The organism is Luteimonas salinilitoris (assembly GCF_041300785.1).
In the GTDB taxonomy this organism is placed as follows: Bacteria; Pseudomonadota; Gammaproteobacteria; order Xanthomonadales; family Xanthomonadaceae; genus Luteimonas; species Luteimonas salinilitoris.
Map to the genome: position 1 here is coordinate 19,731 of NZ_JBFWIB010000004.1, position 14,482 is coordinate 34,212.

18 protein-coding genes are annotated in these 14,482 nt (G+C 65.9%); 10 read left to right on the forward strand and 8 right to left on the reverse strand.

Features of this window, described 5'->3' with window-relative positions; genetic code table 11:
* The first annotated feature begins 13 nt into the window (after positions 1–13).
* The 3 genes from AB5T46_RS08385 to AB5T46_RS08395 all read left to right on the forward strand — a co-directional run bounded on the left by AB5T46_RS08385 (position 14) and on the right by AB5T46_RS08395 (position 1,306).
* Positions 14–844, forward strand: a complete 831-nt coding sequence (locus AB5T46_RS08385) for an N-acetylmuramoyl-L-alanine amidase (protein WP_370563445.1) — start codon at positions 14–16, stop codon at positions 842–844.
* Positions 845–944: 100 nt separating this feature from the next.
* On the forward strand, positions 945–1,130 hold the full coding sequence (locus tag AB5T46_RS08390) for a hypothetical protein (protein WP_370563446.1): 186 nt from the start codon (positions 945–947) through the stop codon (positions 1,128–1,130).
* Entirely contained in the window at positions 1,121–1,306 is a 186-nt protein-coding gene (locus AB5T46_RS08395; protein ID WP_370563447.1) for a hypothetical protein, read from the forward strand. Before AB5T46_RS08390 ends, AB5T46_RS08395 begins: the two co-directional genes overlap by 10 nt.
* Before the next feature lie 96 nt (positions 1,307–1,402).
* On the opposite strand, the gene AB5T46_RS08400 is transcribed toward AB5T46_RS08395, so the two are convergent.
* The 4 genes from AB5T46_RS08400 to AB5T46_RS08415 all read right to left on the reverse strand — a co-directional run bounded on the left by AB5T46_RS08400 (position 1,403) and on the right by AB5T46_RS08415 (position 4,547).
* Entirely contained in the window at positions 1,403–2,191 is a 789-nt protein-coding gene (locus AB5T46_RS08400) for an SDR family NAD(P)-dependent oxidoreductase (protein ID WP_370563448.1), read from the reverse strand.
* A 120-nt stretch (positions 2,192–2,311) separates the two neighbouring features.
* Positions 2,312–3,313, reverse strand: a complete 1,002-nt coding sequence (locus AB5T46_RS08405) for an NADP-dependent oxidoreductase (RefSeq protein ID WP_370563449.1) — start codon at positions 3,311–3,313, stop codon at positions 2,312–2,314.
* 83 nt (positions 3,314–3,396) lie between these two features.
* Positions 3,397–3,975 carry a TetR/AcrR family transcriptional regulator gene (locus tag AB5T46_RS08410; protein WP_370563450.1) on the reverse strand — a complete coding sequence of 193 codons (579 nt, stop codon included), beginning with the start codon at positions 3,973–3,975 and terminating at the stop codon, positions 3,397–3,399.
* Positions 3,976–4,139: 164 nt separating this feature from the next.
* On the reverse strand, positions 4,140–4,547 hold the full coding sequence (locus tag AB5T46_RS08415) for a VOC family protein (RefSeq protein WP_370563451.1): 408 nt from the start codon (positions 4,545–4,547) through the stop codon (positions 4,140–4,142).
* A 218-nt stretch (positions 4,548–4,765) separates the two neighbouring features.
* Between AB5T46_RS08415 and AB5T46_RS08420 the strand changes: the two genes are divergently transcribed.
* Positions 4,766–5,077: a hypothetical protein gene (locus AB5T46_RS08420; RefSeq protein WP_370563452.1), complete on the forward strand. Its 312-nt coding sequence runs from the start codon at positions 4,766–4,768 to the stop codon at positions 5,075–5,077.
* An 89-nt stretch (positions 5,078–5,166) separates the two neighbouring features.
* Here AB5T46_RS08420 and AB5T46_RS08425 read toward each other — a convergent pair whose 3' ends face one another.
* Positions 5,167–5,718, reverse strand: coding sequence for a dihydrofolate reductase family protein (locus AB5T46_RS08425; RefSeq protein ID WP_370563453.1), 552 nt, complete (start codon positions 5,716–5,718; stop codon positions 5,167–5,169).
* Between the two features lie 196 nt (positions 5,719–5,914).
* Here AB5T46_RS08425 and AB5T46_RS08430 point away from each other — a divergent pair, with 196 nt between their 5' ends.
* Complete coding sequence (locus AB5T46_RS08430) at positions 5,915–6,877, forward strand: right-handed parallel beta-helix repeat-containing protein (protein WP_370563454.1); 963 nt, start codon at positions 5,915–5,917, stop codon at positions 6,875–6,877.
* 127 nt (positions 6,878–7,004) lie between these two features.
* Entirely contained in the window at positions 7,005–7,265 is a 261-nt protein-coding gene (locus tag AB5T46_RS08435) for an alpha/beta fold hydrolase (RefSeq protein ID WP_370563455.1), read from the forward strand.
* A gap of 7 nt (positions 7,266–7,272) precedes the next feature.
* On the opposite strand, the gene AB5T46_RS08440 is transcribed toward AB5T46_RS08435, so the two are convergent.
* On the reverse strand, positions 7,273–8,211 hold the full coding sequence (locus AB5T46_RS08440) for a LysR substrate-binding domain-containing protein (protein ID WP_370563456.1): 939 nt from the start codon (positions 8,209–8,211) through the stop codon (positions 7,273–7,275).
* 104 nt (positions 8,212–8,315) lie between these two features.
* On the opposite strand from AB5T46_RS08440, the gene AB5T46_RS08445 reads away from it, so the two are divergent.
* From AB5T46_RS08445 to AB5T46_RS08455, 3 genes are all read left to right on the forward strand, one after another.
* Positions 8,316–9,476 carry a twin-arginine translocation signal domain-containing protein gene (locus AB5T46_RS08445; protein ID WP_370563457.1) on the forward strand — a complete coding sequence of 387 codons (1,161 nt, stop codon included), beginning with the start codon at positions 8,316–8,318 and terminating at the stop codon, positions 9,474–9,476.
* The gene (locus tag AB5T46_RS08450; protein ID WP_370563458.1) at positions 9,476–9,949 is read left to right on the forward strand and encodes an anthrone oxygenase family protein; all 474 of its coding nucleotides are present in this window, start codon (positions 9,476–9,478) and stop codon (positions 9,947–9,949) included. The genes AB5T46_RS08445 and AB5T46_RS08450 overlap by 1 nt, the downstream gene beginning before the upstream one ends.
* A gap of 122 nt (positions 9,950–10,071) precedes the next feature.
* The gene (locus tag AB5T46_RS08455) at positions 10,072–10,683 is read left to right on the forward strand and encodes a DUF2242 domain-containing protein (protein WP_370563459.1); all 612 of its coding nucleotides are present in this window, start codon (positions 10,072–10,074) and stop codon (positions 10,681–10,683) included.
* Between the two features lie 62 nt (positions 10,684–10,745).
* On the opposite strand, the gene AB5T46_RS08460 is transcribed toward AB5T46_RS08455, so the two are convergent.
* Both AB5T46_RS08460 and AB5T46_RS08465 read right to left on the reverse strand, forming a co-directional pair.
* Complete coding sequence (locus AB5T46_RS08460) at positions 10,746–11,564, reverse strand: alpha/beta fold hydrolase (RefSeq protein WP_370563460.1); 819 nt, start codon at positions 11,562–11,564, stop codon at positions 10,746–10,748.
* A gap of 407 nt (positions 11,565–11,971) precedes the next feature.
* Positions 11,972–12,925, reverse strand: coding sequence for an alpha/beta fold hydrolase (locus AB5T46_RS08465; RefSeq protein WP_370563461.1), 954 nt, complete (start codon positions 12,923–12,925; stop codon positions 11,972–11,974).
* Positions 12,926–13,067: 142 nt separating this feature from the next.
* Here AB5T46_RS08465 and AB5T46_RS08470 point away from each other — a divergent pair, with 142 nt between their 5' ends.
* Positions 13,068–13,892, forward strand: coding sequence for an AraC family transcriptional regulator (locus tag AB5T46_RS08470; protein ID WP_370563462.1), 825 nt, complete (start codon positions 13,068–13,070; stop codon positions 13,890–13,892).
* Positions 13,893–14,482: the final 590 nt, after the last annotated feature.

Sequence of the window (14,482 nt, forward strand, 5' to 3'; positions counted from 1 at the left end):
CCGGGCCGACTCGATGCCATTCCTGCGTTCCCGACTGCTCGCCATAGCGGCTGCGCTGCTGCTGGCGGGCTGCGCCGCTTCCCCGCTGCGGATCGATACCCGCCACCAGGCCGCCGTGCAGGCCAGCCGGGTGCAGTTCCTGGTGCTGCACTACACGGTGGCGGATTTCGACGAGTCGCTGAGGCTCCTGACGGGCACGCAGCCAGGCGTCTCCGCGCACTACCTGGTGCGCGACGATCCGGTCCGGGTCTACCGGCTGGTCGACGAGGGCCGGCTGGCGCGGCATGCCGGCGAAAGCTGGTGGGCGGGCACGACGCCGCTCAATGCGTCGTCGGTCGGGATCGAGATCGTCAATCCCGGCTACACCGACACCCCGGAGGGGCGGGTGTACGCGCCCTACCCGCAGGAGCAGATCGACACGGTGATCCGGCTGGCGAGGGAGATCGTGGCGCGACACGGGATCCGCCCGGACCACGTGCTGGGCCATGCCGACGTGGCGCCGGGCCGCAAGCAGGATCCCGGCCCGCAGTTCCCGTGGCGGCAGCTGGCCGAGGCCGGGCTGATCCTCTGGCCGGATGCCGCCCAGGTCGAGGAGCGGCTGGCCTTCCACCAGCGCAATCCGTTGCCCGCGATCGCCTGGTTCCAGGAGCGCCTGGCTACCGTGGGCTATCGCGTTCCGTGCGGCGGCGAGCTGGACGACGCCACGCGCGCCGCGCTTGGCACGTTCCAGATGAAGTACCGGCCCGCGGACATCGCGGGCGTTCCCGATGCGGAGACGGCGGCGCTGCTGGATGTCGTCTCGACGCCCGGCGGCATGCACTCGCTGGCGCCGCCGGCGGAGTGAGCGGGAAAAGGCGGCAGGTTCGCTTCCAGGTGCAGGGGTGACTTGGCCGGGAAAGGTGTCAGGGACGAATGGCACCTACTTAACCGGAAACATCCTGCTTTTGCTCCTCATTATCTCTCCGGACGATGCGGGCCTGCGGGCCCTGTCCTCGCAGCTAGAGTCGGCGACCTACGCCTGCGTGGTGATCGGCGGCGGCATGCGTATTCCGCCGAAGTCGTTGCTCCTGTTCGAGCGCGCGCTCAATACCGTCCACCAGGCGGCCTCGTCGTATTCGCGGTGGCTTTGACTGGTTGCGGCCACACCTACACCACGATCAACTGCGTGGAAGGTGGCCCATTCGGCCGGCACACGCAGCGCCACCTGGCCGACTGCCTGACCCGGATCGCCGCATGGGAGGATGCCGACGCGCTGGCAAGCGCCGAAGCGAACGGGTTGGGTCCGTTGCAGCGAGTGATCCACTGACCCCGTCCGTCGAAATTCTTTCATTCGTTTTGGTTGCCAGCAGTGCCTTGAACGTCATGATTCAGCCTCGTTGTAGTCGAAGGTAGGCTTGTTGGGTTACGCGGCCGTGCGATATCGCTCTGCGACATCCGCCTGCCTGACGTCTGAAACGAGGGCTTGCCGTGCTGCATCCAGGGCGCTCCAGCGCGCAGCATCGTGCAACGGCGGGATGGTCACGAGTTCGCGGCGGTCGAAACCAACCAGCGCTGCACCCACCAGTTCGCCCACTTCCATCAACTCGGGGAGCGCATTGATGTCGATGCCCGCACGCTCCCAGATTTCAGTGCGGGTCCCCGCGGGGAGTACCGCCTGCACATAGACGCCCTTGGGCGAAAGCTCCAGGCTCAGCCCCTGGGAGAGGAACAGTGCGAAGGCCTTGGTCGCACCATAGACCGACATGCCGAATTCCGGCGCCAATCCAACCACCGAGCCGATATTGACGATCGCGCCTTCGCCGGCCCGCGCAAGTCGTGGGGCGATTGCATTGGCGAGTCGGACAAGCGCGGTTGTGTTGAGCGCGACGATCCGAGCGACATCATCGGTCGCCTGCTCGATGAAGCTGCCGGACTGGGTTGTTCCGGCATTGTTGATCAGGATTCCGATTCGGGAGTCATCGCGCAGGCGCGTCTCGACGGCTGCCAGATCGTTGGACTGGGTGAGATCGGCCTGGAGAATATCGATTGCGACCTTGTGTTCTTCGCGCAGTCGAGCCGCGAGGGTTTCCAATCGTGCTTTGTCGCGGGCAACCAGCACGAGGTCGTGGCCGCGACGTGCGAAGCGCTCGGCGTAGGTGGCGCCGATGCCGGAAGACGCGCCGGTAATGAGGACTGCGGAAGGAGCGGTCATGTGTTGGCTCTCTGATTGGGGGTGAGGGACTGGATGACCTCATGCGGAGATGCGCGACGCGCAACAGCGCCGCGTCCGTGGGCGGCCCGCCCTATTGGGCACTGGCGTCGGCGTTCTGGACTATTTGACCTTGAGGACGACTTTTCCCTTCGAGTGACCGGATTCGACATAGGCCAAAGCCTCATTGGCCGAATCAAAGGCGAAGGTGCGATCGATCACGGGGCGAATGGCGCCAGCGTCTACGAGCCGGCTTATCTCGCGCAGTTGTTGTCCATTGGCTCGCATGAACAGGAATGAGTACCTCAGGGACCTGCGTTTGGCTCTTCTTCTGACGCCGGCACTCAGCAGGTGAACGACGAGGCGGACCAACCACGGAGCTCCAATGCCGGTCGCGAATGCCGGGTCGGGAGGGCCGGAGATCGAAATGAGCGTCCCGCCTGGTTTCAGGACATGCAGGGACTTCTCCAAGGCGCCCGCGTCCTGGCTATGCAGAACTACGTCGTAGTTCCGCAGAACTTTCCCGAAATCCTCGTTCTTGTAGTCGATGACGGTGTCCGCGCCCAGGCTCTTTACCAGCTCGACGTTGGCACTGCTGGTCGTCGTGGCGACCGTGGCGCCGATCTGCTTTGACAGTTGGATAGCGAAGGTGCCTACACCGCCAGACCCGGCTTGGATGAAGATCTTTTGCCCGGCCTGCAGATTGGCTCGTTCAACCAGCGCCTGCCAGGCTGTCAAGCTCACCAACGGGAGCGATGCGGCTCCTTCCATGGTGATGTTTCCTGGTTTTGGCGCGACATCGTTCTCGTTCACGGCGACGAACTCCGCGAAGGTGCCGATGCGGTGATCCGGAGGCCGCGAATAGACTTCGTCGCCCACTTTGAACTGCCGAACGCGTGGGCCAACGCGCATCACGACACCTGCCACGTCATGGCCCAGGACGAGCGGCATGTGGTAAGGCAAGATGCGCTTGAATTCACCGCTCTTGAGCTTGGAATCCAGAAGATTCAAGCCTGCCGCGTGAACCTGGATCAGTACTTCGTCGTCCCGAAGTACGGGCTCGGGTACTTCGCCTAACCGCATCGGTTCATTCTTGCCGTACCGATCGATGATGAAAGCTTTCATGGTGTTTTCTCTTTCGTAGATGGACCAAGTATGACGATCATCATATTTGCAGGCGGCAAGTGGATAGCGGAGTGTCCTCTGCGTTAGTCGTCGGAAACGAGATGGTGCAGTGCCGCCTCGCGTAACGCGTCGGAGAGTCGCGGGTCGTCGACGGCGCGTGCCAGTATCAACGCGCCGACCATGGTGGAGGCAGTCACCATGGCGCGTTCGTGTACGCCGGGTTCTCCCCAGTCGGGAAACTGGCGTGCGATAAGGTCGATCATTTCCTTGATGCGGCGCGTGGCGGCTCGTCTTACCTCTGGCGCTTGGCGGGGCATCTCCGAGCCGAGGGCGGCCGTCGCGCATCCCGTTTCGATACTTTTTACGTGCGCTTCAGAGAGGTAGGCCTGCATCATCGCCTGAAACGTCTGTTCGGGAGGGACGGCCGCGGCGACGCTTTCCATCGACTGCACGGCCTCGCTACCCGCACGATCCGCCGCCTCGGCCAAGAGGGCTTCGCGCGAAGCGAAATGGGCATAGAAGCCGCCGTGGGTCAGGCCAGCGGCCTTCATGATGTCTGCAACGCCAGTGCCGTTATAGCCGCTACGTCGGATCGCACGCGCCGCCGCATCGACGATGCGGTCGTGAGTGGCTTCCTTGGACCGGGCGGCTGCTCTTTTCATATGATGTTCATCATATAGCATCCCGGCCCCGATGCAAGCGGTAGGCGACGAACGGTAGATGGAGCGGGCGAGCCCGGAGCCCGTTCCGCAACCAGGTGCGGCGGATGCGAGAGCAGCAACCCCTGCGCGGTGGGTAATCCGTGCAGGGGCTGGCGCCTGGGATTTCAGCCCGAGGGAATCGCCGACGGATCCATCCACATCGCCTCCCAGACGTGCCCATCGGGGTCGGCCAGGTTGCGGTTGTACATGAAGCCGAGGTCCTGGGCGGGATTGATGTCGGCGGTGCCGCCGTTGGCGGCGGCGGCTTCGTTGGCGGCGTCGACGGCCTCGCGGTTGTCGAACGACAGCGCCAGCAGCACCTCGCTCGAGGTCGACGGCGGGATCGGCCGGCTGGTGAAGGTGCGCCACTTGTCGTGGGTGAGCAGCATGACGTTGATCGCCTCGCTCCAGACCATGCACGCAGCGGTCTCGTCGGTGAAGTGCGGGTTGTTCTCGAAGCCGAGGGCCTTGTAGAAGGCCATCGACGCCGCGAGGTCGGTCACGGGCAGGTTCACGAAGATCATCTTGGGCATTTCGGGTTCCTTTTCGGATTGGACGGTCATGGGTGGAGACGGTTGGCGGGCAGTCGGCGGGAATGCCGCCTGCTTGCCATAGACGTCGAACGGGCGGGACCGGAATCGACATTCGATGGGCGGGCTTGCTCTGGAACGCAGGTAATCATGCGTGGCGACGTCCCCGCAGGATGTGCATAATCGCGCGTTCGGCCAGGAGCATCAGGAAAGGGAGACGAATGGACTGGACGGTCGTCGTGGCGCTGCTCGCCTTGCTTGCCCTCAACGCGCTTGCCTCGCTCGCGGTTCTTCGCGATCCGGCATCTCTCGCCGGCCGGCGATTCGCGCAGCTGGCAATCGTGTGGCTGCTCCCCGTGGTGGGGGCGATCGTCTGTCTGGCGGTGGCCTCGGCGCACGCGCATGGGGATCGTGCCGCCTCGAACGCCGCGCCCTTTGCGGACAATGCCGTCGGGGGCGACATGCATGCGGGTGCATCCGCTGGAGACTGTGGCGGCTTCGGCGCCGATGGCGGCGGATGCGGGGGCGACTAGGAGCAGGAGCGAAGCAGGGAGGGGCATCTTCCTGTTCGAGGTACGGCCATGCGGTGGGCCGAGGCCCACCCTATCGCGGTGCGCATGGCTCAGCCTCCCACCGTATAGGTCAGGATGACTCCGCCGGTCTTCAAAGGACGTGCCGAAGCAAGGTGCATGTGGACCTCGTTGTCCTGCGACTTGAAGAGTGGCGTGCCTGCGCCCAGCACCACCGGGGCGACGCATACCCGGTATTCGTCGACGAGTCCCGCCTTGAGAAGCGATGCGAGCAGATCGGCGCTCCCGAATACGTAGATGTCCTTGCCCGTCTCGGCCTTGAGGCCCCTGACGGCATCGGCCGCATCACCCTTCAACAGGCGCGTATTGTTCCAGTCCGCCGCCTCGAGCGTACGGGTCGTCACCGCCTTCTCGACCGAGTTCATCATGTCGGCCACCGCCCCGGTCGCCTTTGTCCAGTGGCCGGCCATGCCTTCATAGGTCCGCCGCCCGAAGAGAAGCGTGCCGATCTCCTGTCCTTGCTCGAGCGAGAAAGCAGCGAGCTCGTCGCCCCAGACGGTTTCGTGGAAGCCGAGATCCCAAGGGGCGCGGCCTTCGAAATATCCATCGAGCGTCATCAAATTCCACACGATCAGGCGTCTCATCGCATCTCTCCTCTGTCAGAACCAGTTGCATATAACCAAAGAACAGGGCTCAGGGTCGACTTTCTTTCCGGCCGGCGGGTGGACAACGCTACTCCGAACCCTGTTTTTCCGTCGCAGGCGACGGTTCGGTGGTGCGGTGCAATCCCGGGTGCGCCGGCGGTGACCGTTTCCGCCGCCTGACGGCGTTAGCTTCCACATGTCCGCCAAGAGCGGTGGCGTTTCGCTGTCCCAACACGCGGGCTTCGGCCATGTCATTCACTCAGGGGAACCCATCATGCATCCGCTTCGCCACCTGACCGCGATCCTGCTCCTGCTCGCCGGCCTGATCGCCCTGCCGGGGACGGTCCGCTCCGAGACCTACGACACCTGCGCCGGCTTCATCGACTCGCTGCCGGCCACCATCTCCACCCAGGGCACCTGGTGCCTGCGCCAGAACCTGAGCACCGCCATCAGCAGCGGCAATGCCATCACCATCGCCACCAACAACGTCACCATCGACTGCAACGATTTCAAGCTCGGCGGACTGGCGGCGGGTGTAGCGACGACGGCAATCGGCGTCTATTCGGATACCCGATTGAACACGACCATCCGCAATTGCACCATCCGCGGCTTCAAACACGGGATCCGCCTGGATGGAGATGGTGCCGGTCATCTGGTCGAGAGCAATCGCCTGGACAACAACACCTTCAACGGGATTTTCGTCCGTGGCGACAGCAGCATTATCCGCCGCAACCTGATTGTCGACACGGGAGGCATCCCCGACAGCTTCGGGTTGTACGCGATCTATACGTACTACGACGTCGACATACTCGACAACACGATCAACAACGTGGTCGCGACCAACGGCAGCAGCGACGCCGTAGTCGGCATCTACACGGTTTCCAACAACACCGGCACGATCAGCGGCAACCGGGTGCGTGGCCTCGCTTCGGACGTCCCCGTCTCCTATCTCACCCGAGCGATTGTCGTCAGCCCACAGACCTCGCGCGTCACCGTGCGCGGCAACGACTTGTACGGTCCGGGTGACGGCACAGGAGTCAGTTGCCCCTCCTACTTGGGAAGCACCGTACTGGTCAGGGACAACGTGATCAACGGCTTCGCCACGGGGATCGGCCACTGTGCCAACAGCGGCGGCAACAGCATCGTCAACGCACCATGACCCATGGCCGTGTGCGACCGATCGACGTGCTCGACAACACCGTCGGCGGCCATGGCTCGGAGTCGACTTTCTTTCCGGCCGGCGGATGGGGACCTCGACTCCGGCCCCTGCTTTTCTCCGGCTCGACATGCATCGTGCGCTGGTGCTCGACTATCGCAACCATGTCGCGCGGTTCGGAGAGATCGCCGACTACCTCGGTCGCCAGCAACCCCCGGCGCTGATGCTGTGGGGGCGGCACGATGTCTTCTTCGACCTCGACGAGACCCTCTCCTGGATGCGGACGCTCCCGCGCATGGAAGCGCACATCCTGGACGGCCCGCATTTCCTGCTGGAGACCCATCCGGACGAATGCGCCGCGTTGATGGGCGTGTTCGTCAGGCGGCTCTGATCGATGTTCATGGTTCCATGATCCTGGCCCTGCGGATGAAGGCGCGAACGGCGTCGAGATCGCGTTCCACCTCATCGCACAGCCATTCGCGAAACCTGGCGATCTTCCCGCTGTTCTGTCGAGCGACGGGGAAGGTGAACCAGAACGATCGACCGTCGCCCGCGACGAAATCGTGCGCCGGCACCAGCCTGCCGGCCTTGATCTCGCTCTGGAACAGGATCGGCGACCCGATCGCGATGCCGTGACCGGCCGCCGCCGCGGCGATGTCGAGATACTCGGCCGACAGACGGGTGCCGAAGCTGCCGGGCAATGCGACGTCGCCGAACCCCTGCGCGCGGTACCAGAGCGTCCACCAGTCGTCCCGGCCCAGCAGCGGAACGTCCAGCGGGCGGCGCGGATCGGCGATGCCCGCCACGGCCGACTTCAGGGCGGGTGCGCACAGCGGCATGAAGATGCTGGGGAACAACTCGATCGCGCGCAGTCCGGGCCAGCCGCCGTGTCCATTGCGGATGGCCGCGTCGAAGCGGCCCGCGCCCAGGTCCTGGGCCTCCGGCGACAGGTCGATGTCGAGCACGATCTCCGGGTGCTTCAGGCGGAACCTGCCGAGCTTCGGCGTCAGCCAGCTCGTGCCGAGGGTCGGCAGCGTCGTCAACGCAAGCCGCGCCTCGTCCGCGTCGGCGGCCTTGATGAAGCTGGCGCGCAGGGCGGCAAAGGCGTTCATGGCTTCCCGCGCGACGAGCCTGCCCGGGTCGGTCAGCTCCACGTGCTGGGCATGGCGCACGAACAGCCGCACCCCGATCTGTTCCTCCAGGCGCCGCACGTGGTAGCTCACCGAGGCCGCGGTGGTATCGAGTTCCTGCGCCGCCTTGGCGAAGCTGCCGAGGCGAGCCGCGACCTCGAAGGCCCGGATAGACGCAAGGGACGGAAACGGGCGCTTGCTGACCATAAGTCTGGCTTAGCCTGAGGGCTGCGATTCGGATGGTCAACGCCCCCCCGATCCACCACCATCCGGACAAGTTCTCCCCCGCAACCACTCCAAGGATACCGCCCATGAACCGGCACCTGTCTCCTCCGTATTCGCGGCGCGATTTCATCAAGGCACTGACGATAGCGGGCGGTGGAGCGGCCCTCGGCCTGCCTGCGCTGGCCGCGGCGCGATCCGGCCTACACGGCATGGCCGATGGCGCGGCCGGGGACATCGCCACGCGTGCGCACGACTGGAACTGGCTGGTCGGCAGCTGGGACGTGTGGCACCGTCGCTTGAAGGAGCGCCTTGTCGGCGACACGCGTTGGGAGGAATTCCCGGGCAGGAGTGCGCTATGGCTCGCCATGGGCGGCCTGGGCACGATCGACGACAACGTGGTCGACCTGCCTGGCGGTTCCTATCGCGGACTCACCCTGCGCGCGTTCGATCCGGGGACGCGCAGATGGTCGATCTGGTGGCTAGACGGACGCAACCCGACCCGCATCGATCCGCCGGTCGTCGGCGGCTTCGAAGGCGACGTCGGCACCTTCATCGGCCGGGACACGTTCAAGGGCCGGCCGATCACGATGCGGTTTCGGTGGCGGGACATCCATGGCGCGCGGCCATGGTGGGAGCAGGCGTTCTCCGGCGACGACGGCGCGAGCTGGGAAATCAACTGGCGAAACTACTTCACGCGCACGGACGCCGAGCCGCTGCCGCTGCCGATGCTGGCCGACGCGCCGTCCGACTTCGATTTCCTGGTCGGGAGCTGGGACGTGCGGCACCGCCGCCTCAGGCGGCGGCTGGTCGGCAGCAACGACTGGGACATGTTCGACGGCACGCTGGTCAACTGGCCGGTGCTTGGCGGGAAAGGCAACGTAGGCGACAACGTCATGAACCTTCCCACCGGGACGATTCGAGGGATCGGGTTTCGCTCCTTCGATCCCGGGACAGCGCTGTGGTCGAGCTGGTGGCTCGACAGCCGGACGCCGTCGACCATCGCGCCGCCGGCGAGCGGCGGGTTCGCCGGCGGTGTCGGCACCTTCATCGGTGACGACACGCTCGACGGCCGGCCGGTCAAGACACGCGTGGTCTGGTCGCACATCACTGCGCGCTCGGCGCGTTGGGAACAATCCTCATCGGCGGATGGCGGCGCGACCTGGGAGCCCAACTGGATCAGCGAGTTTGCGAGGAAGGCCCAGGTGCGGTCCGGGGCGATCGCGCATGGCTTGCGTCCACCCCAGTGATGCAGAGACTCGACATCATCCTTTTGTGGTTCTCGGCGATCGGCTGCGGGTTGCTCGCCGGGCTCTACTTCGCGTTCTCGGCGTTCATCATGACGGCGTTCGGCCGCATCGACCGGGCGCACGGCATCGCCGCGATGAACTCGATCAATTCGACGATCGTCCGCTCGCTCTTCATGCCGCTGTTCCTCGGCACGACGCTGAGCTGCGCGGCGCTTGCGATCCTGGCGATGTTCCGCTGGGGCGAGCCGGGCGCGGCGATCACGCTCGCGGGCGGACTGATTTACGTCGTCGGCATGTTCGGCTGCACCATGGTCTTCAACGTGCCGTTGAACAACGAGCTGGCCAGGGCTGGCGCAGCGGACGCCGGTGCCGTCTGGGCGCGCTATCTGAAGCGCTGGACCTTCTGGAACCATGTGCGCACGCTCGCCTCGACCGCCGCGATGGCGCTCTTCGTCGCCGCGCTCGCGATATAAGGCAGGGTCGGAGGTTGCCGGTGTGGGCGGCGACCTGCCCGGGGCCGCGCGCGGCGGCACGTTCAGTCGGCTTGCACGCCGCCGTCGGTACACTCGGCGCTCCCCGAGATCGCGCGTCCCCCATGCCCTCCGCCAAGCGATTCCATCGATCCATCGCGCTCGCCGTCGTGCTGGCGGCGTCGTTGGCTGCCTGCAGCTCGAACCGCAGCAAGTCACAGGCGCCGCCCCTGGGCGAGGTGTTCGGCGCCGAGGACACGTATTCGCGCAGCTTTCCGGTCGTGCCGGCCGTTGCCTGCGAAGCTGCGCGACGCGCGTTGCTGGGGCAAGGCTACTTGATCGGCAGGATGGCACCGGAGGCGGTGGAGGCAACCAAGAACTTCCAGCCCGAGTCCGATATCCACACCCAGCTCGCCGTCCGCACGACCTGCGTGCCGAAGGCGGACGGTGGCTCGATCGTGTTCATCAACGCGGTGCAGGAGCGCTACGCGCTCAAGGCCCAGTCCAGTTCGGCCAGCGTCGGCGTCAGCATGATCGGCTCGGTGTCGCTGCCGATCCCCATCGGCGGCAGCAACGCCAACCTCGTGCGGGTCGGCAGCAACACCGTACAGAACCAGGAGTTCTACAGCCGCCTGTTCGACCGCGTGGACTTCTACCTGCCCGGCACCCCGACCGACACGCCGCCCCCGCCGGAGCCGGACACCCCGCCCGATCCGGTCATACGGGGACAGGAGTAAGAAAAACAGGGGTCGGTCTGAAGAACGGAAAAGTCCACTCTGATCCCAGTTCTCCAGTCCGTTCAGGCCCGCGTGGCGATCCGGTCCTGGATCATCGGAACGATCCAGTCGCCGCGGTCGGTGATGTTCATATGCGTCGTTCCGGGCAGCACGGCCAGGCGGCAGCCCGGGATGAGGCGGGCCATCTCCGCGGCGTGCTCGATCCGCACGAAATCAGTGTCGCCGATGACCAGAAGGCTGGGCGCCTGGATCGCGCGCAGCTGGTCCTGGCTCCAGCCCGACCATTCGGCCAGCATTGTGTTCAGCTTGCCGAGGACCGGTTCGAACGCGGCGGGGTCGGGCGCGACGCGGTTGTAGTGCTCCACCCAGGCGCCGAAGTCGGCTTCGGTCGGAAACAGCGCCGCTGTCTCCGGCGAAGGCTGGTGCGTCGGATCGCGCTGCACCGCCACGATGTCCGGCAGCATGCCTTCCAGCACATAGGTCGCGCTCATGATGGTCGCGCTCTCCGTCCGGTCCGGACGCAGGATCGCCATGCCCGTCGCGATCATCCCGCCCAGGCTGTGCCCCACCAGATGCGCGCGGCCGACGCCCAGATGATCCAGCACGCCGGCCGTATCCTCGACCATGCGGGTGATGCTCGGGGCGTCTGCCCGATCGGCCGTGTGGCCGTGGCCCTGCTGCTCGATCGCGATCACCGGGCGCAGCGCGGCCAGCTGCGGTAGCAGCCTGCCGGCGAACGCGGTTTCGATCGCCATCGCGCCGCCATGCAGCAGCACGAAGGGCGCGAGCCCGGGCCGCAGCGGCCCGCCATGCACTTCGTAGTACACGTCCAGTCCGTCCACGTCCGCGTAGCCGGACGATACGGCGCTAGGTTCGGTCATGGTCGATCCTTTCGCGGCAAAGCCGATCAGAGGCAGCGCGGAAAGTGCGCCAAGAAATGTCCTGCGCCCGATCCCTGTTGCGAGGGCGGGGTCTGCGCTGGCGAGAGCTGTGCGGTTCATCGGAATTTTCCTCGTATCTCGTGTGTTTTTTCAAACGCTCGTGATACGACGAAGGGGAGCCGCCGGAATCGACATTCTGCCGGATTGTTTTTTTATGGGGCCGGTCATCGACGGTCCCGACGCGAACCGGAAGGCGCACCGGTAGACGGAATCGCATGACGGCACAATGCCCGCGGCATCGCGCGCATGGCGCGCTCCTACGGAGCTCCGGCCGTGTTCCTCTCTCTCGGCTGGGGGAAGAACAAGGAAAATCGGCCCCGCGAACGGGGCCGATGGTTTGCACGGGACTACTTGCCGATGAACTCGAGCAGGTCCTGGTTGAGCCTGTCCTTGTGCGTATCGGTCAGGCCATGCGGCGCGCCCGCATAGACGATCAGCTGCGCGTCCTCGATCAGCTTGGCCGACGCCTTGCCGGCGGCGTCGATCGGCACGACCTGGTCGTCGTCGCCATGGATCACCAGTGTCGGCACGTCGAACTTCTTCAGGTCCTCGCGGAAGTCGGTGGCCGAGAACGCGGCGATGGAGTCGTACGCGTTCTTGTGTCCAGCCTGCATGCCCTGCACCCAGAACGATTGGATCAGGCCCTGGTTCGGCTCGGCGCCCGGGCGGTTGAAGCCGAAGAAGGGGCCGGAGGCGAGGTCCAGGTACAGCTGCGAACGGTTCTCCAGCGAAGCCTTGCGGATGCCGTCGAACACCTCGATCGGCAGGCCGCCCGGGTTGCTTTCGGTCTTCAGCATCAGCGGCGGCACGGCGCTGACCAGCACGGCCTTCTTGACGCGCGAGGTGCCGTGGCGGCCGATGTAGCGGGCGACTTCGCCGCCGCCGGTGGAGAAGCCGACCAGAGTGGCGTCCTTCAGGTCCAGCGCTTCGATCACCGCGGCCAGGTCGTCGGCGTAGTGATCCATGTCGTTGCCGTCCCACGGCTGGCTGGAGCGGCCGTGGCCGCGGCGGTCGTGCGCGACCGCGCGGTAGCCCTGGGAGGCCAGGAAGAGCATCTGCGATTCCCAGCTGTCCGAATTCAGCGGCCAGCCGTGGCTGAAGGTGACGACCGGGCCGTCCTTCGGGCCCCAGTCCTTGTAGTAGATCTGCACGCCGTCGGGCGTGGTGACGTAGCTGCCGGCCGTGGCGATGGCGTTGCGGGTGGCGGCTTCGGCCTGCGGTTGCGCGGCGTGGGCGACAGCGCCGGCCTGGGCGGCGACCGCCAGCAGGGTGGCGGCGGAATTGCGGGTGATGGCGTTCATGGCAATGCCTCTTTTCGAATGGGGATGTGGGTTGGTGGGACGAGTCGGCGTGGATGCCGTGCCAGTGGGCGAGATGTACTTTGCGCGCCCAGCCGCTACGATTGGCGACGAAAAATCCTGAATACTTGACCGGGAGTATCGATTGACCGACCGACTCGCTGTGCTGCTGGGGCGCTTCTCGGTCACCGCGCAAGTGTTCCATGCCGGTGCGCTGTGCGGCATCAACACGCTGGAACCCGAGGGCGATCTCGGTCAGCTGCATCTGGTGCGGGCGGGGCCGGTCGAGGTGTTCCACAGGGATGCGTCCTTGCGCATCGAGGCGCCCAGCCTGCTGCTGTATCCACGGCCCACGGTGCACCGCTTCATCACCGATCCGGTGCGTGGCGCCGACATGGCCTGCGCCAACGTGCGTTTCGAAGGCGGCGCAGGCAACCCGATCGGCGCGGCGCTGCCGACATTCGTCTGCCTGCCGCTGGAGGCGATCGAAGGAGCATCGGCGGTGCTGGAACTGTTGTTCGATGAAGCCTTCGCGCAGCGCTGCGGGCGCTACGCGCTGGTGAACCGGTTGTTCGAGGCGGTGATGATCCTGATCCTGCGCCAGCTCATGGAAAGCGGCGAAGTGCGGAGCGGCATGCTGGCCGGGTTGTCGCATCCGCGCCTGCGCAACGCCCTGGTCGCCATGCACGAGGCACCGGCGAAGGAGTGGACGCTGGACGGCCTGGCCGCGGTCGCGGGCATGTCGCGCAGCGTGTTCGCCAACGCTTTCCGCGAAACGGTGGGCATCACGTCCGGCCAGTACCTGCAGGGCTGGCGCGTAGGCCTGGTCCAGCACGCGTTGCGTCGGGGGCGGCCGCTGAAGGTGGTGGCCGCCGATGTGGGCTACGGCAGCGAGGCGGCGCTGTCCCGGGCTTTCAAGGCACAGGTTGGCCTATCGCCGCGCGAGTGGAGGCGGGCGCAGGCGATCTAGCCGGGAAAAGATGCCGGGGTCTGAGGTTTCCCACATGCCTTGCAGCGGCTTGAGCGCCCCCGCGCGCTGCGCGGGGGCCGGGAATCGTGCAGCGATTTGCTTTGGTTGTGGCCTCGTCGGGCGCCCAACAAATCCCCCCCAGCCCCCTTTTTCAAAGTGGAGGTGAGCTATCCCGATTCCTCGGACGGAAAAGGCGCCAGCGACAATTTCCCTGCACTGAGGAGACCGGGGCAAAGCCGCCATCCTGTGGGCAATCACGATCTGGATCGCAACTTGGGCGGCGGCGTCGCCGGCGCGCCCGGTGTCGTGCATACGTCCGACTTCGCCCTCTCGCTCGGAATCGTACTCGCCGGTACGGGCGCCTTCCTGGTGCGGCGAATCCGTGCGCCAGCTGGCTCAGGCATCGCGTCGTGCGCCAGTCGCGCAGCAACGTGCCGAACGGCGATTCCGGGCCGCGTGCGAGGGACATGGGGGTCGAGGCGTCTTGCGGAAGTGCCAGCTTAGGCCGGGCGCCGTGGCGGCGCCATGACCTGTCAGGTCATCGCGCCATGACCCCGGAAGGAATTGTGCACGGCGCGGCCGATGGCGAG